This is a genomic window from Actinomadura parmotrematis, from assembly GCF_019458805.1.
Lineage (GTDB): Bacteria > Actinomycetota > Actinomycetes > Streptosporangiales > Streptosporangiaceae > Spirillospora > Spirillospora parmotrematis.
The window spans coordinates 454,925-476,017 of sequence record NZ_JAIBOA010000001.1; the positions used below are offsets into that span (position 1 = coordinate 454,925).

Annotated in this window: 21 protein-coding genes; 13 read left to right on the top strand and 8 right to left on the bottom strand. The window is 75.0% G+C overall.

Annotated features, from left to right (window positions below; all coding sequences use genetic code 11):
* Positions 1 to 67: 67 nt before the first annotated feature.
* Both ectA and pip read right to left on the bottom strand, forming a co-directional pair.
* On the bottom strand, positions 68 to 583 hold the full coding sequence (gene ectA, locus K1Y72_RS02130; RefSeq protein WP_220162630.1) for a diaminobutyrate acetyltransferase: 516 nt from the start codon (positions 581 to 583) through the stop codon (positions 68 to 70).
* A gap of 199 nt (positions 584 to 782) precedes the next feature.
* Entirely contained in the window at positions 783 to 1,742 is a 960-nt protein-coding gene (gene pip, locus K1Y72_RS02135; RefSeq protein WP_220162897.1) for a prolyl aminopeptidase, read from the bottom strand.
* A gap of 208 nt (positions 1,743 to 1,950) precedes the next feature.
* On the opposite strand from pip, the gene K1Y72_RS02140 reads away from it, so the two are divergent.
* The 13 genes from K1Y72_RS02140 to K1Y72_RS02200 all read left to right on the top strand — a co-directional run bounded on the left by K1Y72_RS02140 (position 1,951) and on the right by K1Y72_RS02200 (position 14,862).
* Positions 1,951 to 3,666 carry a coiled-coil domain-containing protein gene (locus K1Y72_RS02140; protein ID WP_220162631.1) on the top strand — a complete coding sequence of 572 codons (1,716 nt, stop codon included), beginning with the start codon at positions 1,951 to 1,953 and terminating at the stop codon, positions 3,664 to 3,666.
* Positions 3,667 to 3,868: 202 nt separating this feature from the next.
* A complete protein-coding gene (pyrG, locus tag K1Y72_RS02145) occupies positions 3,869 to 5,554 on the top strand; it encodes a CTP synthase (protein ID WP_220162632.1) in 1,686 nt (561 codons plus the stop codon).
* Entirely contained in the window at positions 5,551 to 6,213 is a 663-nt protein-coding gene (locus tag K1Y72_RS02150) for an NUDIX domain-containing protein (RefSeq protein WP_220162633.1), read from the top strand. Before pyrG ends, K1Y72_RS02150 begins: the two co-directional genes overlap by 4 nt.
* Before the next feature lie 162 nt (positions 6,214 to 6,375).
* Complete coding sequence (xerD, locus tag K1Y72_RS02155) at positions 6,376 to 7,326, top strand: site-specific tyrosine recombinase XerD (protein ID WP_308286839.1); 951 nt, start codon at positions 6,376 to 6,378, stop codon at positions 7,324 to 7,326.
* Between the two features lie 169 nt (positions 7,327 to 7,495).
* Entirely contained in the window at positions 7,496 to 8,362 is an 867-nt protein-coding gene (locus K1Y72_RS02160) for a ParA family protein (RefSeq protein WP_308286849.1), read from the top strand.
* A 94-nt stretch (positions 8,363 to 8,456) separates the two neighbouring features.
* On the top strand, positions 8,457 to 9,314 hold the full coding sequence (locus K1Y72_RS02165; RefSeq protein WP_220162636.1) for a segregation and condensation protein A: 858 nt from the start codon (positions 8,457 to 8,459) through the stop codon (positions 9,312 to 9,314).
* Complete coding sequence (gene scpB, locus K1Y72_RS02170; protein ID WP_220162637.1) at positions 9,311 to 9,913, top strand: SMC-Scp complex subunit ScpB; 603 nt, start codon at positions 9,311 to 9,313, stop codon at positions 9,911 to 9,913. Before K1Y72_RS02165 ends, scpB begins: the two co-directional genes overlap by 4 nt.
* Complete coding sequence (locus K1Y72_RS02175) at positions 9,910 to 10,641, top strand: pseudouridine synthase (protein WP_220162638.1); 732 nt, start codon at positions 9,910 to 9,912, stop codon at positions 10,639 to 10,641. Before scpB ends, K1Y72_RS02175 begins: the two co-directional genes overlap by 4 nt.
* 60 nt (positions 10,642 to 10,701) lie before the next feature.
* Complete coding sequence (gene aroH, locus K1Y72_RS02180; RefSeq protein ID WP_220162639.1) at positions 10,702 to 11,064, top strand: chorismate mutase; 363 nt, start codon at positions 10,702 to 10,704, stop codon at positions 11,062 to 11,064.
* A 70-nt stretch (positions 11,065 to 11,134) separates the two neighbouring features.
* Positions 11,135 to 12,226, top strand: coding sequence for a prephenate dehydrogenase (locus tag K1Y72_RS02185; protein ID WP_220162640.1), 1,092 nt, complete (start codon positions 11,135 to 11,137; stop codon positions 12,224 to 12,226).
* A gap of 141 nt (positions 12,227 to 12,367) precedes the next feature.
* Entirely contained in the window at positions 12,368 to 13,030 is a 663-nt protein-coding gene (cmk, locus tag K1Y72_RS02190) for a (d)CMP kinase (RefSeq protein WP_308286840.1), read from the top strand.
* Positions 13,031 to 13,075: 45 nt separating this feature from the next.
* On the top strand, positions 13,076 to 14,485 hold the full coding sequence (der, locus tag K1Y72_RS02195; RefSeq protein WP_372452812.1) for a ribosome biogenesis GTPase Der: 1,410 nt from the start codon (positions 13,076 to 13,078) through the stop codon (positions 14,483 to 14,485).
* A 176-nt stretch (positions 14,486 to 14,661) separates the two neighbouring features.
* On the top strand, positions 14,662 to 14,862 hold the full coding sequence (locus K1Y72_RS02200) for a hypothetical protein (RefSeq protein ID WP_220162641.1): 201 nt from the start codon (positions 14,662 to 14,664) through the stop codon (positions 14,860 to 14,862).
* 6 nt (positions 14,863 to 14,868) lie between these two features.
* Here the strand turns inward: K1Y72_RS02200 and K1Y72_RS02205 are convergent, their stop codons facing one another.
* The 6 genes from K1Y72_RS02205 to K1Y72_RS02230 are packed head-to-tail and all read right to left on the bottom strand — an operon-like array spanning position 14,869 to position 21,081.
* Complete coding sequence (locus K1Y72_RS02205) at positions 14,869 to 16,119, bottom strand: hypothetical protein (protein WP_220162642.1); 1,251 nt, start codon at positions 16,117 to 16,119, stop codon at positions 14,869 to 14,871.
* Complete coding sequence (locus K1Y72_RS02210; RefSeq protein ID WP_220162643.1) at positions 16,116 to 17,120, bottom strand: hypothetical protein; 1,005 nt, start codon at positions 17,118 to 17,120, stop codon at positions 16,116 to 16,118. The genes K1Y72_RS02205 and K1Y72_RS02210 overlap by 4 nt, the downstream gene beginning before the upstream one ends.
* Entirely contained in the window at positions 17,117 to 17,842 is a 726-nt protein-coding gene (locus K1Y72_RS02215; protein WP_220162645.1) for a hypothetical protein, read from the bottom strand. The genes K1Y72_RS02210 and K1Y72_RS02215 overlap by 4 nt, the downstream gene beginning before the upstream one ends.
* On the bottom strand, positions 17,829 to 19,070 hold the full coding sequence (locus K1Y72_RS02220; protein WP_220162646.1) for an ATP-grasp domain-containing protein: 1,242 nt from the start codon (positions 19,068 to 19,070) through the stop codon (positions 17,829 to 17,831). Before K1Y72_RS02220 ends, K1Y72_RS02215 begins: the two co-directional genes overlap by 14 nt.
* Complete coding sequence (locus K1Y72_RS02225; RefSeq protein WP_258571747.1) at positions 19,067 to 20,077, bottom strand: glycosyltransferase; 1,011 nt, start codon at positions 20,075 to 20,077, stop codon at positions 19,067 to 19,069. The genes K1Y72_RS02220 and K1Y72_RS02225 overlap by 4 nt, the downstream gene beginning before the upstream one ends.
* Entirely contained in the window at positions 20,074 to 21,081 is a 1,008-nt protein-coding gene (locus K1Y72_RS02230; protein ID WP_220162648.1) for an NAD-dependent epimerase/dehydratase family protein, read from the bottom strand. Before K1Y72_RS02230 ends, K1Y72_RS02225 begins: the two co-directional genes overlap by 4 nt.
* Positions 21,082 to 21,093 lie beyond the last annotated feature (12 nt).

Here is a 21,093-nt window from a genome sequence, read left to right on the forward strand (position 1 = left end):
ACCGGTGTCTCCTCCCGGGCGCCCGCGCGGGCACTCCCCGCCCGCCACGGTACCGAACGCGGTTCGGTCAGGGGGCGGCGGGGCGGTCCGGGAGGGGGCCGAGGCGGTGGAGGTGCTCGGGTTCGTGGCCGTCGAGGTGGGCGGGGGCGAAGAGCGGGGTGCGGGTCAGGGGGCAGCCGCGGTCGCGGGCGAAGGAGGCGAACAGGGCCGCCGAGGCGGTGTTGGACGGGGTGACGGTCGCCTCCACGAAGCGGGTGGGCCGCGGCGCCGGGCGGCGGACCAGCTCGTCGAGCATGCGGCGGGCCAGGCCCAGGCCGCGGTGGTCGCGGTCCACGGCCACCTGCCACACGAAAAGGGTGTCGGGGGCGTCCGGCCGCGCGTAGCCGGTGGCGAAGCCGCAGGCGCGGCCGCCGTCCCGGGCGATGACGGAGGTGGCGGCGAAGTCGCGGCACCACAGGGCGTAGGCGTAGGGGGAGTTGACGTCCAGGACGCCGGAGTCGCGGGCCAGGCGCCAGAGAAGCGGCCCGTCCTCGATCGCCGGTCGCCGGAGGACCACCTGGTCCGCCGCGGGGTTCGGTGCCATGGGCCGGGAATTTAGCGAAGGGCCGGAATGGCGCAAAAAGCGGGTCGAACGTGGCCGGAGCGAAGAGTTCCGGTGAACAGTCGGCGCGGCTAGCGGGATTTGCGCCGCACCATTCCGGCGGCGACGCGATCGATTCTGTGGGATGTGTCACCCCGGCCCGGACGGCGCCGCAGTGGCGGCGTCCGGGCCGGGACGCGGGTCAGGAGCGGGCGAAGCGGTCGGTGGCCTCGATGAGGCGGTGCAGGATGCCCGGCTCGTCGAAGGCGTGCCCGGCGTCGGGCACCAGGTGGAACTCGGCCTCGGGCCAGGCGCGGTGCAGGTCCCAGGCGGTGGCGGCGGGCGTGCACAGGTCGTAGCGGCCCTGCACGATGACGGCCGGGATGTGCCGGATCCTGTCGACGTCGCGGATGAGCTGCTCGTCCTCCAGGAACCCCTCGTTGACGAAGTAGTGGTTCTCGATCCGGGCGAACGCCACCGCGTAGTCCTCGCCGCCGAAGTGCTCCACCAGCTCGGGGTTCGGCAGCAGCGTGACCGACGCGCCCTCCCAGCGCGCCCACGCCTGCGCCGCCGGGACGCGGATCGCGGGGTCGGGGGACTCCAGCCGCTCGTGGTAGGCCGACAGCAGGTCCTCGCGCTCGTCCTCGGGGATCGGCGCCAGGTACTCCTCCCAGCGGTCGGGGACGAGCAGCGAGGCGCCCTCCTGGTAGAACCAGTACAGCTCGAACGGGCGCAGCGTGAAGATGCCGCGCAGCACCAGCTCGGTGACGCGGTCCGGGTGCGTCTCGGCGTAGGCCAGCGCCAGCGCGCTGCCCCACGAGCCGCCGAACACCATCCAGCGCTCGACGCCGAGGTGCTCGCGCAGCCGCTCGATGTCGGCGACCAGGTTCCAGGTGGTGTTGTCCTCCAGCGACACCGACGGATCGCTCGCGTGCGGCCTACTCCGGCCACAGTTGCGCTGGTCGAACAGGACGATGCGGTAGGCGTCGGGGTCGAACTGGCGCCGGTGCTCGGCGGTGCAGCCGCCGCCGGGGCCGCCGTGCAGCATGACGACGGGCTTGCCGGCCGGGTTCCCGCAGACCTCCCAGTAGATCTCGTTCCCGGCGCCGACCTCCAGAAGCCCGGATTCGGACGGCTCGATCGGCGGGTACAGGGTGCGCAGCTCCTCCATGGCCGAAGATTCTTCCATCCCGCCCGGGGTAGGCCCGGACCGCCCGGAACCGGGGGCGATCTTTCGCGGCGGGACCGGGGGGATCACGAAACTAAACCCCAAACTGGGCAAACGTTCTGCGGGACGGCACTAGAGTGCCTTTTGTGAGCCATGCGGCGAGCCGTCAGGCGAGGAGAGCGGCGAACAGGCGAGGAGAGACGTGAGCGAGCTCAACGGATCGGGTGGTTCGCGCGGCGTTCCGGACGCCGCCTCGCCCTGGCCCCTGCGCACCGGCGGCAAGCCCGACCTGGCCGCCCCGCGGCCCGCCCAGGCGCCCCGCCCCGCCCCCGAGGCCGAGGCGATCGTGCCCGCCGCCCAGCCCTGGGACATCGTCGAGCGGCTGCGCCAGATGGCCGACCTCGTCGGCGACGCGCTGGTCGCCGGCGAGCGCAAGGTCAACGAGGCGCAGAACGACGCGGCGTCGCAGGTCGCCGCCGTCCAGGCTGAGAAGGAGGCCGCGCAGCGCGACGCCGCCGCCGCCTGGGGCGAGGTCCAGCGCGCCCGCGGGCAGGCCGAGCAGGCCGACCGCCGGGTGGTGGAGGCCGAGCGCCGCGTCGGCGAGGTCCAGCAGGAGAGCGCCGCCCAGATCCAGGCCCTCACCGCCGAGAAGGAGTCCGCCCAGCGCGACGCCGCCGCGGCGTGGGGCGAGGTGCAGCGCGCCCGCGGGCAGGCCGAGCAGGCCGACCGCCGCGCCGTGGAAGCCGAGCGCAAGCTCGCCGAGGCCGAGCGCAAGCTCGCCGACGTGCAGGCCGAGGCCGTCCAGCAGATCGCCGCGCTGCAGGAGGAGAAGGACAACGCCCAGCGCGACGCCGCCGCCGCCTGGAACCAGGCCCAGCAGGGCCGCGCCCAGGCCGACCAGGCCCGCGGGCAGGCCGAGCAGCACCGCGCCCAGGCCGAGCAGCACCGCGCGCAGGCCGACCAGGCCCGCGCGCAGCTGGAGCAGGCGCAGGCCGCCGTCGCGCAGGCCGAGCAGCGCATCGCCGAGACCGAGGCGACCGTTCGCCAGGCCATCACCCAGCGCGACGCGATGAGCGAGGCCCGCGACGACGCGCTGCGCGCCGTCGAGGACGCCGTCAACGGCCGCCGCGCCGTCGAGGCCGAGCGCGACCGCATCGGCGAGCAGGCCGCCGAGCTGTCGCGGGCGCTGGAGGCCGCGCACGGCGACCTCGGCCAGCACCGCGCCAAGCTCGCCGAGACCGAGATGGCGGTCAAGAACTTCCAGCACGCCGTCGGCCAGCACGCCAAGGACCTGGAGGAGGCGCGCATCCGCGCCACCGCCGCCGAGGGCCGGGCCAAGGAGCACGAGCGGCGCGCCGGCGAGCACGAGCTGCGCGCCAAGGGCGCCGACAGCCGCGCCGGCGACGCCGAGCGCCGCGCCCAGGACGCCGAGCGCCGCGCCGCCGAGGCGCAGAAGATGATCGCCGCCGCCGAGGCCGACCGCCAGCAGGCCCGCGACGCCGCCGCGCAGGCCCTGGACGCCGCGCAGAAGGCCGAGCAGGCTCTCGCCGAGATGGCCAAGGCCCGCGACACCGCCGAGGGCGCCCGCCAGACGGCCGTGCAGGCGCAGACCCGCGCCGAGTCCGAGCTCACCATCGCGCGCGGCCGCGCCGACTCCGAGGCCCGCGAGAAGGAGAAGGCCGTCACCGGCCTCCGCCAGCTCGCCGCCGAGCGCGACGCCATCGCCGAGAAGCTCGCCGAGCGCGACCAGTGGGTCGACCAGCTCGCCCAGGCCGTCACCGAGCAGCGCGCGGTGATCGCCGAGCTGTCCCAGGAGCGCGACGCCGCCCGCCAGTCCGCCGACCAGGCCCGCTCGCTGATCGACGAGCTGACCCGGCAGCTGCGCACCATCATGCCGACCGGCGCGCCGCGCCTGTAAGGCGCGCCGACCGCCGAATCGACGGCCCCGCGCCCGCCCCCGCGGCCCGCACGGCCGCGGGGCGGGGCCGCCGCGCACCGACCGGGGGCCGCCCTCGCCCGTCCGGGCGCGTCCCGGACGGCGCACCGATCGGCGTTTGTTATCCTGGTGGCCCGTGGACAGTGCGCTTCGTCCGCCTCGCAACGACCACGGGAGTGACTTCTTGCCTTCGGCAGCCACCGGTAGGACGCGTCCTACCAAGCATCTCTTCGTCACCGGCGGTGTCGCCTCCAGCCTGGGCAAGGGCCTGACGGCGTCCAGCCTCGGCCGGCTCCTCACCCTGCGCGGCCTCCGGGTCACCATGCAGAAGCTGGACCCCTACCTCAACGTCGACCCCGGCACGATGAACCCCTTCCAGCACGGCGAGGTGTTCGTCACCGACGACGGCGCCGAGACCGACCTGGACATCGGCCACTACGAGCGCTTCCTCGACACCGAGCTGCACGGGTCGGCCAACGTCACCACCGGCCAGGTCTACTCCAACGTGATCGCCAAGGAGCGCCGCGGGGAGTACCTGGGCGACACCGTCCAGGTGATCCCGCACATCACCAACGAGATCAAGGACCGCATCCGCGGGATGGCTGGCGACGACGTCGACCTGGTCATCACCGAGGTCGGCGGCACCGTCGGCGACATCGAGTCGCTGCCGTTCCTGGAGTCGGTCCGCCAGATCCGGCACGAGATCGGCCGCGACAACTGCTTCTTCCTGCACGTGTCGCTGCTGCCCTACATCGGCCCGTCCGGCGAGCTGAAGACCAAGCCGACGCAGCACTCGGTCGCTGCGCTCCGCTCCATCGGCATCCAGCCCGACGCCATCGTGTGCCGCTCGGATCGCCCCATCACCGACGGCCTCAAGCACAAGATCAGCCTGATGTGCGACGTGGACCGCGAGGCCGTGGTGTCGGCGGTGGACGCCGCCAGCATCTACGACATCCCGAAGGTGCTGCACGCCGAGGGCCTCGACGCCTACGTCGTGCGCCGCCTCGACCTGCCGTTCCGCGACGTCGACTGGGGCGCCTGGGACGAGCTGCTGCGCCGCGTCCACAAGCCCGCCCGCGAGGTCACCATCGCCCTCGTCGGCAAGTACATCGACCTGCCCGACGCCTACCTGTCGGTCACCGAGGCGCTCCGCCACGGCGGGTTCGGCAACGACGCCAAGGTCCACATCCGCTGGGTCAAGTCCGACGACTGCGAGACCCCCGAGGGCGCCGCCCGCGAGCTCGCCGGCGTCGACGGCGTGCTCATCCCCGGCGGCTTCGGCGTGCGCGGCATCGAGGGCAAGCTCGGCGCGATCCGGCACGCCCGCGAGCACCGCGTCCCGCTGCTCGGCATCTGCCTCGGCCTGCAGTGCATGGTCATCGAGGCGGCCCGCGACCTGGCCGGCGTCGCCGGCGCCGGCAGCACCGAGTTCGACCCGGGCGCCACCGACCCGATCGTGGCGACCATGGCCGACCAGCTCGACGTCGTCGCCGGCGAGCGCGACATGGGCGGCACCATGCGGCTCGGCATGTACCCCGCCGACCTCGCCGAGGGATCCATCGTCCGCGAGCTGTACGGCGAGGCCAAGGCGTCCGAGCGGCACCGGCACCGCTACGAGGTGAACAACGCCTACCGGCCGCAGCTGGAGAAGGCCGGCATCGTGTTCAGCGGCCTGTCGCCCGACGGCCGCCTCGTCGAGTACGTCGAGCTGCCGCGCGAGGTCCACCCGTTCTTCGTCGGCACCCAGGCGCACCCGGAGTTCCGGTCCCGCCCGACCCGCCCGCATCCGCTGTTCACCGGCCTCGTCGAGGCCGCCATCGCCTACGCGGACCGCGGCGAGGGCAGCGGCGCCGACGGGGCCGGCGCGTGAGCGGCCCCGCGGGGGACCGCGCCCGCGGCCTCGGCCCGGCCGACGTCCGCGACGTGCCCGAGCGCTGGGACGTCACCGGCAGCGAGACCGCCTACGACGGCCCGATCTTCAAGGTCCGCAGCGACCGGGTGACCATGCCGAAGGGCGACGGCACCGAGACCGCCCGCCGCGACGTCATCGAGCACCAGGGGTCGGTCGGCATCGTCGCGCTGGACGGCGCCGGCCGCGTCCTGCTGATCCGCCAGTACCGGCACGCCGTCGGCCGGCTCCTCTGGGAGATCCCGGCCGGCCTGCGGGACAAGGCCGGCGAGCCGCTCCGCGACCTCGCCGCCCGCGAGCTGCTGGAGGAGGCCGGGTACCGGGCCGCCCGCTGGGACACCCTGGTCGACATCTACCCGACGCCGGGCATGGCCGACGAGCGGTCCCGGGTGTTCCTCGCCCGCGACCTGACCGAGGTCCCCGACGGCGAGATCGACTTCGAGCGGGTGCACGAGGAGGCCGACATGCCGGTCGTCTGGGTGCCCCTGGACGAGGCCGTCGCCAAGGTCCTCGCCGGGCACGTCCACAACACCCTCACGGCCGTCGGCGTGCTCGCGCTGCGCGCCGCCCGCGACGACGGCTACCGCTCCCTGCGGCCCGCCGACGCGCCCGAGGAGTAGCGCCGGCCCGCCTCCGAAGGACGTCCCCGGCGCCGCGGCCCGGCACGGGGGCGTCCTTCGCCGTATCGGGGCCGGGAACCGGCATGATGGGGCACGTACCGTACGGCCGACCCGTCCAGAAGAGGTGCCGCACTGTCCCCGAGCACGTCCCCGAGCACGTCCGTGAGCGCGGGCGCGGACCCCGGCGCGGGCGCGGCCGGGCTGGAGGCCGCCGTGCGCACCTACCTCGGGCACCTGGCCGTCGAGCGCGGCCTCGCCGCCAACACCCTGTCGTCCTACCGGCGCGACCTGCGCCGCTACACCGAGGTGCTCGCCGCTCGCGGCCGGGACGCGATCGGCGAGGTCGGCGAGGACGACGTGCGGGCCTTCCTCGTCGGGCTCCGCGAGGGCGACGCCGAGCACCCGCCGCTCGCCGCCGGGTCCGCCGCCCGCGCCGTCGTCGCCGTCCGCGGCCTGCACCGCTTCGCGCTCCGCGAGGGACTCGCCGCCGCCGACCCGGCCCGCGACGTCAAGCCGCCCACCCCGCCGCGCCGGCTGCCCAAGGCGATCTCCGTCGGCGACGTCGAGCGCCTGCTGAACGCCGCCGGCGACCCCGGCACCGCGCGCGGCCTCCGCGACCGCGCCCTGCTGGAGCTGCTGTACGGGTCGGGCGCGCGGATCTCCGAGGCGGTCGGCCTCGACCTGGACGACCTGGACCTGGACGAGGGCTTCGCGCGCGTCGCGGGCAAGGGCGGCAAGACCCGCGTCGTGCCGATGGGCGACTACGCCCGCCGCGCCGTCGAGTCCTACACCGTGCGGGCGCGGCCCGAGCTGACCAAGGGCGGGCGCGGCGGGCCCGCGCTGTTCCTCAACGCCCGCGGCGGCCGGCTGTCGCGGCAGGGCGCCTGGATGGTGCTGCACGCCGCCGCCGGACGCGCCGGTCTGACCGATGTGTCCCCCCATACATTGCGGCATTCGTTCGCGACACATCTGCTCGACGGCGGGGCCGATGTACGGGTCGTCCAGGAATTGCTCGGACACGCCTCGGTGACCACGACACAGGTCTACACTTTGGTCACGGTGCAATTGCTGCGCGAGGTCTACGCGACCTCCCATCCGCGTGCCCGGGGCTGATCAGCGGGGCCGTGCCCGCCGGTGACAAATCCCGACTATCGACGCGCGTCGGCTTGAGACGATGAGGGTCAAGCCATAGAGTCCCAGTGATTCGGGTGGCATTTTCGGGCTGCCGGGGAGGGATCGGGTGACCAGCACACAGGCTCCGGAGGGCCTCGCCTCCGCGACCATAGAGACCGACCCGAGCCGAGCGCTCGGGCCCACTCAGCGACCCGTGCCGGTGTTCCCGACCCCGGAACCGCTCGCCGAGCACGGTCCCGCGCGGATCGTGTCGATCTGCAACCAGAAGGGCGGCGTCGGCAAGACGACGACGACCATCAACCTCGGCGCCGCGCTCGCCGAGTACGGGCGCCGCGTCCTGCTCGTCGACTTCGACCCCCAGGGCGCCCTGTCGGTCGGCCTCGGCAAGGGCGACCCGCGCCAGCTCGACGTCACGATCCACAACCTGCTGCTCGAGCACGACACCGAGTGGGAGGACGTCGTCATCGAGACCGGTGTCGACGGCATGGACCTGCTGCCGAGCAACATCGACCTGTCGGGCGCCGAAGTGCAGCTCGTCCACGAGGTCGGCCGCGAGTACATCCTCGCCGGGTCGCTGAAGTCGGCGATCCCGCACTACGACTACATCCTCATCGACTGCCAGCCCTCCCTCGGCCTGCTCACCATCAACGCGCTCGCCGCGAGCGCCGGCGTGCTGATCCCGCTGGAGTGCGAGTACTTCGCCATGCGCGGCGTCGCGCTGCTGATGGAGACGATCGACAAGGTGCAGGCCCGGATCAACCCGGACCTGGTCATCGACGGCGTCCTCGGCACCATGTACGACTCGCGCACCCTGCACACCCGCGAGGTGCTCGGCCGCATCGTCGAGGCGTTCGGCGACAAGGTCTTCCACACCGTGATCAACCGGACGGTGCGGTTCCCCGACGCCACCGTCGCCGGCGAGCCGATCACCTACTTCGACCCCACCTCGATGGGCGCCAACGCCTACCGGGGCCTCGCCCGCGAGGTCCTGGAGCGCTGGAAGCTCGTCGAGTAGCCGGGCCGCCGGGCGCCCCGTCCGCGGCCGGACGGGGCGCCGGTTCGCGCTTCGATGCCGGTCCGCGCGGCCGCTTCGGTTACCGTTCTCTCTCGTGACCCCACCAGCCGCATCCGTGCAGGAGCCGGACGCCGAACAGCAGCACCAGGGCTTCCAGGTGCACCTGGAGAACTTCGAGGGCCCCTTCGACCTGCTGCTCGGCCTCATCTCCAAGCACAAGCTCGACATCACCGAGGTGTCGCTGCACAAGGTCACCGACGACTTCCTGGCGCACATCAACGCGCACGGCAAGGAGTGGGACCTCGACCAGACGACGCACTTCCTGCTCGTCGCCGCCACCCTGCTCGACCTGAAGGCCGCGCGGCTGCTGCCGTCCGGCGAGGTGGACGACGAGGAGGACCTGGCGCTGCTGGAGGCCCGCGACCTGCTGTTCGCGCGGCTGCTGCAGTACCGCGCCTACAAGGACGTCGCGCAGGTGCTGGCGGGCATGATGGCCGAGCAGGGCCGCAGGTTCCCGCGGCTCGTGCCGATGGAGCCGCGGTTCGCGAACCTGCTGCCGGAGGTGCTGCTCGGCATCGGGCCGGACCGGTTCGCCGAGCTGGCCGCCAAGGCGATGGCGCCGAAGGCGCCGCCGTCGGTGTCGGTCGAGCACATGTACCAGCCGAAGGCGAGCGTCAAGGAGCAGGCCGAGATCGTGGTCGCCCGGCTGCGCGAGCTGCGGGAGACCACCTTCGGCGTGCTGGTCGAGGACGCCGCCGGCACCTTCGAGGTGGTGGCCCGCTTCCTGGCCCTGCTGGAGCTGTACCGGGAGAGGGCCGTCGCCTTCGACCAGCCCGAGCCGCTCGGCGTGCTCGGCATCACCTGGACCGGGACCGACGAGGGCGACGTCAGCGTCGGCGACGACTACGAGGGCGCGCCCGCGCGGCCCACCGACGACGAGAAGGGCGCATGACCGAGACCCCCGCCCCGGACGGGGCCGCCCCTGCCGGGGCACCGCCGGACGCCGCCCTGCCGGGGCTGCGCGCGTCCGTCGAGGCGATCCTGCTGGTGGTGGACGAGCCGGTGGGCGAGATCACCCTCGCCCAGCTGCTGGAGCGGCCCCGCCACGAGATCGCCGCGACGCTCCGCGAGCTCAGCGCGGAATACACCGCGCAGGGCCGCGGGTTCGACCTGAGGGAGGCGGCCGGCGGCTGGCGGTTCTACACCCGGGACGTCTGCGCGCCGGTCGTGGAGCGCTTCGTCACCGACGGCCAGCAGGCCCGGCTCACCCAGGCCGCCCTGGAGACCCTCGCGGTGGTCGCCTACCGGCAGCCGGTGAGCCGCGCGCGCGTCTCGGCGGTGCGCGGCGTCAACAGCGACGGCGTGATGCGCACCCTGACCCTGCGCGGCCTCATCGAGGAGGCCGGGCAGGACACCGAGACCCAGGCGCACCTGTACCGCACGACGGGCTACTTCCTGGAACGGCTCGGGCTGCGCTCGCTGGACGAGCTGCCCGAGCTGGCCCCCTTCCTGCCCGACGACCTGCCCGACGACATCATCGAGGGAACGTGAGCGAGAACGAAGGCGTACGCCTGCAGAAGGTCCTGGCGGACGCCGGGATCGGCAGCCGCCGCCACTGCGAGGAACTGATCGGCGAGGGCCGGGTCACCGTCGACGGCAAGAAGGTGTTCCGGTTCGGCGAGCGCGTCGACCCGCGGACCGCCGTCATCCACGTCGACGGCGCCCGGGTGGAGACCCGCGCCGAGATGCGCTACTACATGATCAACAAGCCGCGCGGCGTGGTGTCCACCATGTCCGACGAGCGGGGCCGCAAGTCCCTCGCCGACTACGTCGAGGTGCCCGAGCGGCTGTTCCACGTCGGCCGCCTGGACACCGACACCGAGGGCCTCATCCTGCTCACCAACGACGGCGAGCTCGCGCACCGGCTCACCCACCCGAGCTTCGGCGTCGACAAGGTCTACCTCGCCGAGGTGCACGGCCCGATCCCCCGCGACCTCGGCAAGCGGCTCCGCCAGGGCGTCATGCTGGAGGACGGCCCGGCCAAGGCCGACCGGTTCCGCATCTTCGACCAGGCGGGCCGGCGGGTGCTGGTCGAGATCACCCTGCACGAGGGCCGCAAGCACATCGTGCGGCGGCTGCTGAAGGAGGTCGGGTTCCCGGTCCAGCAGCTCGCCCGCGTAGAGTTCGGGCCGATCAAGCTGGGCCAGCTGAGCCCCGGCGGCATCCGCGCGCTCACCACCCGGGAGGTCGGCGAGCTGTACAAGGCCGTCGGGATGTAGGCGGCGGCAGCCGTAGGCGGAGGGCGCGGGCGGCGCCCGCGGGACGCGAGGAGGACGAGCGTGGCGGTACGGGCGGTTCGGGGCGCGACGCAGGTCGAGGCCGACGACCGGGACCAGATCCTGGAGGCGACGACCGAGCTGGTGGCGGCGGTGCTGGCGCGCAACGCGCTGACCACCGACGACGTGATCAGCGTGATCTTCACCGCGACGCCCGACCTCACCGCGGAGTTCCCCGCGCTCGCCGCCCGCAAGCTCGGCTTTCACGAGGTCCCGCTGATCTGCGCGTCGGAGATCGCCGTCCCGCACGCGCTGCCGCGGGTGATCCGGCTCATGGCGCACGTCGCGACGGACCGCCCGCGCGCCGAGGTCCAGCACGTCTACCTGCGCGGCGCGACCGCGCTGCGGCTCGACATCGCGCAGTGACGCGGGCGCGATGACGCGGGCGCGGCCCGCGCGGTGATCGGTGTCCCGCGCGGGCCGCTACCCTGGTCGGGTGGCTGAACAGGGCGTCCCCGCACGCGTGATCGTCGTCGGTACCGGGCTGATCGGGACGTCGATCGCGCTGGCGCTGCGCGAGCGCGGCGCCGAGGTGCTGCTCACCGACCGCGACCGGGCCGCCCTCGCCGTCGCCGTGGAGCTCGGCGCCGGCACCGCCCTCCCGGACGGCGCCCTGGACGGGCCCGCCGACCTCGCGGTGCTCGCCGTCCCGCCCGCCGCCGTCGCGGTCACCCTGCTGGACGCCCAGAAGCGCGGCCTCGCCACCGCCTACACCGACGTCGCGTCGGTGAAGGCGCTGCCGATCGCGCAGGCCGCCGAGCTCGGCTGCGACCTCACCCGCTTCGTCGCCGGCCACCCGCTGGCCGGGCGCGAGCGGTCCGGGCCGGCCGCGGCCCGCGCCGACCTGTTCCTCGGCCGCCCCTGGGCGCTCTGCCCGACGCCCGGCACCGGCGAGGACGCCCTGGCGGCCGTCACCGCGCTCGTCCGGGCCTGCGGCGCCGAGCCCGCCACGGTGGCGCCGGACGAGCACGACCGGGCCGTGGCGCTCGTCTCGCACGCCCCGCACGTGGTGTCGGCCGCCGTCGCGGCCCGCCTCACCGGCGCCGACGGCACCGCGCTCGGCCTGGCCGGGCAGGGCGTACGCGACGTCACCCGGATCGCCGCGAGCGACCCGCGCCTCTGGATCGGCATCCTCACCGCCAACGCCGAGCCGGTCGCCGACGTCCTGGAGGCCGTCGCGACCGACCTCGCGGTGGCCGCCTCGCTGCTGCGCGACGGCAGCGAGGGCGCCGCGGTGCACGTCGCCGACCTGCTGCTGCGCGGCAACGCCGGGCGCGCCCGCATCCCCGGCAAGCACGGCAGCGCGCCGCGCACCTACGCCACCGTCACCGTGATGATCCCCGACCGCCCCGGCGAGCTGGCGATGATCTTCCAGGCGGCCGGGATCGCCGGGGTCAACATCGAGGACGTCACCATCGAGCACTCGCCGGGCCGCGACCTCGGCGCCCTGGAGATCGCGGTGGCGCCGGAGGCCGCCGAGACCCTCACCGCCGAGCTGCGCGCCCGCGGCTGGTCGGTCCCGGGCTGACCCGCCCCGGCCGAACCGTGATCGGCGGTCGCCCGGTGCCGGTAACCTGGGCGGTTGGGGCCGGTCCGCGGGGGACTACGGGGCACCCCGTCATTCCCGCTGCGCCAGCAGCACCGCAGACGTCACTGAAAGGGAGCGCCCGTGTCGCTCGTCATCGCCATGGACGGCCCGTCCGGGTCGGGCAAGTCCAGCGCGTCCAAGGGCGTGGCCCGCGCGCTCGGGCTCCGCTACCTCGACACCGGCGCCATGTACCGCGCCATGACGTGGTGGATGCTGGAGCACGGCGTCCCGGTCGAGGACGCCGCGGCCGTCGCGGCCCGCGCCGCCGAGCCGGTGCTGGAGTCGGGCACCGACCCCGACCGCCCGACGATCGCGGTGGACGGGACGGACGTGTCCGAGCCGATCCGCACCCGCACCGTCACCAACGCGGTGAGCGCGGTGTCGGCGGTGCCCGAGGTGCGGGCGCGCCTGGTGGAGCTGCAGCGCGCCGCGATCGGCGCGGGCGGCATCGTGGTCGAGGGCCGCGACATCGGCACCGTCGTCGCGCCGGACGCGCCCGTCAAGGTCTACCTGACGGCGAGCGAGGAGGCCCGCGCGGCCCGCCGCGCCAGGGACCTGGCCGCCGACCCCGGCGCCTCGGTCGCGGTCACGCAGGCCGAGCAGGCCCGCCGGGACCGGCTGGACTCCTCCCGGAAGGCGTCCCCGCTGGCGAAGGCGGCGGACGCGCACGAGATCGACTCGACCGAGCTCAGCCTCGCCGAGGTCATCGAGGCGGTCGTCCGCCTCACCAAGAACGTTGATTGAGCGGGGGCGGCGCGCGGCGCCGCTACGCCCCGCGGGGGATGCATCGTGAGCGAATACGACTACCAGGAGGCCGCCGAGGCGGGCCTGGACATCGATCTGGACACCGGACCCGAGGACGAGGCGGAGCTGCCGCCCGCGCCGGTCGTGGCGGTCGTCGGCCGGCCGAACGTCGGCAAGTCGACCCTGGTCAACCGGATCATCGGCCGCCGCGAGGCGGTCGTGGAGGACGTGCCGGGGGTGACCCGCGACCGGGTCGCCTACGACGCGACCTGGAGCGGCCGCCGCTTCACCGTGGTGGACACCGGCGGCTGGCTGCCCGACGAGACCGGCCTCGCCGCCGCCATCGCCGAGCAGGCCCGCCTCGCGGTGGACCTCGCCGACGTGGTGATGTTCGTGGTGGACGCCACCGTCGGCGCCACCGACGTGGACGAGGCCGTGGTGGAGATCCTGCGCCGGTCCGGCAAGCCGGTGGTGCTGGTCGCCAACAAGGTCGACGACATCGCCGCCGAGGCCGACGCCGCCGTCCTGTGGGGCCTCGGCATCGGCGAGCCGCACCCGGTGAGCGCGCTGCACGGCCGCTCCAGCGGCGACCTGCTGGACGCGGTCCTGGAGGCGCTGCCCGCCGAGGCGCCGCCGGAGACCTTCGGCGTCGCCGCCGGGCCGCGCCGGGTCGCGCTGCTCGGCCGCCCGAACGTCGGCAAGTCCAGCCTGCTGAACAAGCTGGCGGGGGAGAACCGGGCCGTCGTCGACGCGGTGGCGGGCACCACCCGCGACCCGATCGACGAGGAGATCGTGCTCGGCGGCAAGGTGTGGCGGTTCATCGACACCGCCGGCATCCGCCGCCGCCACCGCGAGAACCAGGGCGCCGACTTCTACGCCACGCTGCGCACGCAGTCGGCGCTGGAGCGCGCCGAGGTCGCGGTGGTGCTGGTCGACGCCGACGAGCCGCTCGCCGAGCAGGACCTGCGGATCATCTCCATGGTGGTGGACTCGGGCCGCGCCCTGGTCATCGCCTACAACAAGTGGGACCTGCTGGACGAGGAGCGCCGCCACTACCTGGAGCGCGAGATCGACCGGCAGCTGCACAACGCCCGCTGGGCGCCGCGGGCGAACATCTCCGCCCGCACCGGCCGGCACATGGAGAAGCTCGTCCCGGCGATCGAGACGGCGCTGGAGGGCTGGGGCACCCGGGTGCCGACGTCCAAGCTGAACCAGTTCTTCGCCGACCTGGTGAGCTCGCACCCGCACCCGATCCGCGGCGGCAAGCAGCCGCGCGTCCTGTTCGCCACCCAGGCGGGCGTGCGGCCGCCCCGGTTCGTGCTGTTCACCTCGGGGTTCCTGGAGGAGGGCTACCGGCGCTTCATCGAGCGGCGGCTGCGCGAGGAGTTCGGCTTCGAGGGCACGCCCCTGGACATCACCATGAAGATCCGCGAGAAGCGCGGCAAGCGCAAGTAGCGGCGCGTGCGCGTGCGGCCCGCCCGGGAGTCTTCCCGCGGCGGGCCGCGGCGTGCCAGGATGCGGGGAGCGGGGTCGGTAAGTCCTCCATTACTCGTTGACTCCGCAATGGGAACGTGTTCTAGTTCTTCGGACGGCCGACGGGCGGCCGTCCGCTCGCGGTCGAGGGGTGCGACGTGAAGCTCCTGTTCCTGCTCGCTGTCGCTGCGGTCTGCATCGGCCTCAGCTTCTACTGGCGGGCGCCCTGGATCGGCGGGGTCGGCCTGCTGGTGGCGTTCGTCGCGATGTTCACCGACCGCGACGACGTGAGCGACGACGACCAGAGCGGGTACGAGACGAGCAAGAGCGTGCGCAACATGCGGTCCCGCAACCGCTGACCCCGCTCAGGGGCGGCGGCCGGTGCGGGCGGCGACGACGGCCCCGAGCACCAGGTCCTTGGCCCCGAGCGCGTACACCGCGCCCGCCGCGCCCCAGAGCGGCACCGCGGCCGCCCCGGCCAGCACGACCGCGGCGAGGCCGGCGGCGCCGCCCGCCGCGCTGGTCCGCAGGTCCCGTCCGCCGGTGTTCTCCAGCAGGTAGGCGGCGTAGGCCATGAGCAGGTAGAGCGGGGCGCGGCTGAGCAGCAGGACCGCCAGCACCGGGACCGACGCCGCCCGGTGCGGGCCGAGCGCGGCGAGGACGGCGCCCGCGGCGGCGAGCCACGCCGCGCTGGCCGCGAGGACCGACCAGGCGATCCGGCGGGCCCGCGCCTGCCCGGCCGCCGCGCCCTCGCCGCTCAGCCGCGCCGACGCGGCGGGCTGCAGCATCCGCTGCACGAAGTAGCCGGTCACGATCACCAGCGACCAGACCGTCAGCACCAGGTAGAGGCGGCCGCTCTGCCCGGCGTGCGGGCCGAGCGCGAGCTCCACGTAGAGCAGGCTCGTCGCGGCGTTGGTCATGACCTCGGGGGCGCCCATCAGCAGGACCGTCCCGGCGAGCAGCCCGCGGACGCCGCGCCGCCCCGCCGGGCGCGGGACCGGCAGCGCCCGCACCAGCACGACGTTCACCAGCATGCAGACGCCCATCAGCCCCGCGAGGTAGAGCTGCGGCGCCGGCGTCCAGAGGAGGGCGAGGCCGGTCGCGGCGGCGATGCCGGCCGTCAGCACCGCGTAGGCGGCGAGGTCGGGCCGGGACCGGCCGAGCGAGCGGTGCAGCGCGGTGCCGAGCAGCGTGCAGCCGATCGCGACCTGGAACGCGGCCGCCGCCAGGTACAGCGTCGCGGTCGCCGACGGGGCCGCCGCGAGCGCGGCGAGGGTCGCGAGGGCCGCCGGGACCGGCAGCCACGCCACCATCGCGCGCAGCGGCCGCAGCAGGTCGCCGCGCGTGCGCCGGGAGCGGGGCACCAGCTTCAGGACGGCCTTCTCCGGCCCCGCCTGCACCAGCACGGTGAGCCACGTCACCGAGCCGACGGCGGCGGCGTACCCGTTGAAGGCGCCGCGCCCCCAGGCCAGGAGCAGCAGCGGCCCCGACAGGTACAGCACCACCCGGAACGCGGCCCGGCCCGCCAGCAGCGGCGCCATCCACCGCACCGCCGGGCGCGCGAGCGCCCCGCGGACCGCCGCGTGGACCGTCGCGGGGCCGCCCGCGCCGGTCACAGCGCCGTCGCGATCGCGTAGGAGGGGACGAGCTCGGCGCCGAGGGACGCCTTCAGCTCCGGCTTGCCCTTGCCGAGGACGAGCCCGGCCCGGCCCGCGCCGATCGCCCATTCCAGCAGCCGCGTGTAGGCATCGAAGTACAGGTGCCGGGCGGGCAGTGCCCCCCACCGCCAGTACAGCGGCCACCGCGGGTGGTCCAGCACGAGCCCGACGCCGGCGAGCCGCTCGCGGGCGTCGCGGTAGGTGACGGCGAGGACGTCGGGCCGCCGCACCAGCGCCTCCAGGTAGGGCAGCGCGAGCGGCGGGGCGGGGAACCGACCGGCCCGGTACTTGTCCTCGTTGCCCCACAGGAGAGCGGCGGCCTCCGCCCCGGTCGTCAGCGCGGCGGCGGGCCCGACACGGCAATCCAGGTGGGACAGGCCGCGCCGCTGCCGCCGCAGGTCGGCGCGCCGCGAGCGGGGGAGGGCGGCGTACCAGCCGTCCACGTCCTCCCACGGCGCCGCGAGCCGCGCCACCGGGTGCAGCGGCCGGACCAGCCGGAGGCCGCCCGGCACCGCCGGCAGGTCGGCGGCCCCGGCCCGCAGCCAGAGCACGCCCGGCCGCCCGGCCCCGAACAGGGCGCGGGTGCCGCGCACGTAGCGGCGCAGCAGGGCGCGGCGCTCCGCCGGGGCGCGGGAGCCGGCGAACCACCAGCCGCGCTCGGCCGGGCTGCCCGGCACCTGCACCGTCGGCAGGCCGAGGCGCGGGACGCCGGTGGCGGCGTAGCCGCGGGCCGCGAGCCCGGCGAGGGTCGTGCAGACGACGGCGGCGGGCGCGCCCCCGTCGTCGCGCACGACCGTCAGCAGCAGCGGCCGGCGGGCCGTCCAGGCGGCGACGCGCAGCAGGTCGTAGGACCAGACGGCGCGCCGGCCGGCACCGGCGGCGAGGGCCGCCCAGTACGGCGGCTCGGGGTCGTGGCGCGGGTCGAGCACCTCCAGGGCGCCCCCGGCCCGGACGGTCATCGGCCGCGCCGCACCTTCGCCCACCCCGCCCGCACCGCGCTCGCGGGGACGAACAGCACCGCGAGCGCCAGCAGGACGTGCACGGCGATGAAGGCGTACGCCTCCTCCTTGCTCGGGTAGTGGCCGAGGAACACCTTGATGTGGTCGGCCCAGGTCCAGGTGTCGGGGATCGGCGTCCACTTGGGGTCGGTCTGCGGGTTCACCGTCAGGAACGCCAGGTCCTCCAGGCCCGAGAGCTGGAGCAGCAGCATCGCCGCCGACAGCCGCAGCGTGGTGCCGCGGGGGCCGCCGCCGAGCCGGTAGGCGAGCGCGAGCGCGAGGATGACGAACGGCACCAGCGTGAGGACGGTGTAGTACAGCTCCTCGGTGGGCTTGCGCGCGACGAAGAAGATCCGCGGCACGAAGAAGCAGAAGAACACCAGGAAGCAGGCCGGGACCGCGACCAGCGGCAGCCGGAGCCGCCGCGCCCAGCCGACGTGCAGCCAGGCGACCGCGACGGCGCCCGCCGCGAACGGCGTCAGCTTGAACAGGAAGATCCACAGCGAGGTGATGTCGTGCTCGTGCGGCAGCGCGAACCAGACGACGCCGCCGAGCAGCGCGGCGACCGCGCCGGCCGCCAGCGTCACCGCGTTGGCGCGCAGGAACGGCGGCAGCGGACCGCCGCCCGCACCGTCCGGCTCGCGCGGGGGCGCGTCGGCGCGGGCGGTCTCAGTGGAGGACATGCAGGTCTCCTTCGGGAGCGTTGTCGGGGAGGGGCAGGACGGTCAGGCGCAGCTCCCGGAGCGCCCGCTCCAGGGCCTCTCGCGCGGCGGCGGCGGTGTCGCCGGCCGCCGCGACGTGGCCGATCTTGTGACCGGACTGGTCGAAGGGCCGCACCAGGTCGCCGGGCGCGGCGAACAGCTCGGCGTCGGTGACGCCGGGGACGGCGCGGGCGGCGGAGAGGCCGGCGGCGTCCGCCAGCTCGCCGTCGCGGTCCAGCGGGGAGCCGACCAGCTCCAGCAGCGCGTGCCGGGAGCGGGTCGGGACGGGCGCGCAGGGCTCGCCGAGCGCCAGCGCGACGAGCGCGGCGACGCCGTCGACGCCGAGCGCCGCGCGGAGCAGCCGGGGGATGCCGTTGCCGCCGAGCCGGGCGTTCACCTCGATCACCACCGGCGGCCCGGCGGGCGGCAGCACCACGTCGAAGTCGGCGGGCCCGTCGACGACGCCGAGCGCCGCGCAGAGCCGCCCGGCGAGGGCGGCGAGGGCCGCCTCGGTGGCGGCGTCCAGGTCGGCCGGGCAGGTCAGCCGCCGCACGACGTAGTCGGTGCCGGGCACGAAGTCCTTCTCCAGCACGGCGGTGTAGCAGGCGGCGCCGCCGCGGCGGAAGGTCTCCACGACCAGGTGGCGGCCCGCGACGGCCTCCTCGGCGATCACCCGGCCGTCGCGGGCGAACGCGCGGGCGTGCGCGATCGCCGCGGGCAGCGCGGCCGGGTCCGCGACCCGCCGCACGCCCTTGCTGCCCGAGCCGTCGGCGGGCTTCACCACCAGCGGGAAGCGCAGCGCGGCGGCCCGCCCGGCGAGCACGGCCGGGTCGGGCGAGCACGTCCAGCCGTACCCGGCCGCCCCGGCCTCGCGGGCCAGCGCGTGGAAGGCGGCCTTGTTGGTGGACGGCCCGATCGCCGCCGCCGGGTAGACGTAGGGGGTGCGGTAGCGCAGGCAGAGCGCGTGCCAGGCGCGCAGCCCGTTGTCGCTCGCCGCCGCGACGACGCCGGCCGGGCGCTCGTCCCGCAGCGCCGCGGCGATCGCGTCCGGGTCGTGGGTGGAGACGCGCAGGAACGCGTCGGCGTGCGCGATCGCGGGCCGGTCGGCGCGCCGGTCGACGGCGATGGTGCGCACCCCGCGGCGGCGCGCCTCCTCGTACAGCGGGATCTGCTCCTCGGCCGCGCCGAGGACCAGCAGCGGCCCGCTCACCGCTCGGCCAGGGCGCGGACGGCGGGCGGGCGCGGGCCGGGCACCCCGCCGTCCAGGGTGTCCTCGGGACGGAGCGGCACGTTCGCCTCCTTGACGTAGAACGGCCGGAAGCGCCGCAGATCGCGCATCAGCCGGTGCAGGTAGCGGCCGACGAGCGCGGTCGCGGCGAGGGTGAGGCCGGACAGCACGACGGCGGTCGCCGCGAGCGGACCGCCGGCGCCGATCCCGGCGTAGCCGAGCGCGGCGGCCGGCAGGCCGAGCAGCACGCCGAGCGCGGCCAGCAGGTAGACGGCGTTCAGCGGCCGCCAGGAGTAGCCGAAGAACAGCTCGAAGCTGTGCGCTGCGAGCCGGGCGGCGCTGAACTTGGAACGGCCCGCGGTGCGGGGCCGGTGGCCGGTCTCGACGGTCGCGTAGCGGGCCCCGGCCATCGGCACCATCGCCAGGAAGTAGGGCGAGCCGAGCCGCAGCCCGACCAGCGTCCGCGCCACCGGGGTGCGCACGACCCGGAAGGTGGAGGCGCCGCGGGGGATCTCGATGCCGAGCAGCCGGGCCGCCGCCCACTGCTGGACCGCCGCGCCCGCCCGGCGCGGCAGCGGGTCGCGCCGGTCGCGGCGGACCCCGAACACCACGTCGTAGCCCTCGGCGGCCTTGGCGAGCAGCAGCAGGATCTCCCCGGGCGGCGCCTGGAGGTCGGCGTCGATCTGCGCGCACCAGGGCTGGGAGGCGTAGCCGTACCCGGCCGCGTGCGCCGCCTCCAGCCCGAAGTTGCGGGTGAACGACAGGTACCGCACGCGCGGGTCGGCGCCGGCGAGGCGGCGGAGCCGCTCCAGGGTGTCGTCGCGGCTGCCGTCGTCGACGAACAGGATCTCCAGCGGCGAGATCCCGGCGAGCGCGCCGGTGAGCTCGCGGTGCGCGGTCTCCACCTGCGCGCCCTCGTTGTAGCAGGGCACCACCACCGTGAGGCCCGTGGCGTCCGCGTCGTGCGCCGTACCGGCGATCTCGCTCATATCAGCCGGTCGGTCCAGGTGCGGGGGGTGAGCTCGTTGACGATCTCCAGCTCGATGCCGTAGTCGAAGGGGCGCGGGCCGCGCCGCTCCAGCCACTCCACCATGCGGCCGATGCCCTCGGCCAGGGTCGTGCGGGTCGCGTAGCCGAGCAGGCGGCGCGCCTTGTCCGACGAGCAGGTCGCGTGGTGCACCTCCAGCGGCCGCTCGGGCATGAACACCGGGTCGCAGGGCACGCCCATCGCCGCGGCGATGGCCTCGGCGAGCGCCAGGACGGTCACCGGGTTCTCGTCGGGGCCGACGTTGACGACCTCGCCCGTCACCGCCGGGTCGGCGCCGAGCCGGACGAGGCACGACACGACGTCCTCGACGAAGCTGAAGCAGCGCACCTGCGAGCCGTCGCCGTAGATGACGGGGCGGCGGCCCTGCAGCATCCGGTTGATCATGATGGCGGCGACGTTGCGGTAGGGGTCGTCGTAGCGCTGCCGGGGGCCGATGATGTTGTGCGGCACGGCGATGTTGTACTCCATGCCGTGCGTGTCGCAGACCGAGCGCACCGTCAGCTCGGCGGCGTACTTGGCGATGCCGTAGGGCGTGAGCGGCGCGGGCGGGGCGTCCTCGGTGAACGGCGGGGCGCCGTCGCCGTAGCGCGACATCGACGAGCAGTGCACGAACCGGCGGACGCCGGCGTTCGCGGCCGCCGACAGGACCGCGACCGTCGCCCCGCAGGTGTGCTCGTACACGTGGTGGGGGGCGAAGACGCTGAGGCCCTCGTAGGCGGCGGCCGCGCAGTTGTGGACGGTCTCCACGCCGTCCAGCAGGTCGGCGTAGGCGGCGACGTCGCGGCAGTCGGCGTCGCGGAACTCCACGCCGTCCGGGACGTTGTCCTTGTAGCCGCCGCTCAGGTTGTCGATCCCGCGGACGGAGTGACCTTCGGCGATCAGGGCGTCGGCGAGATGGCTGCCGAGAAAACCCGCCACCCCTGTGATGAAGACCGGACCGGACATCGGCGCGCAACC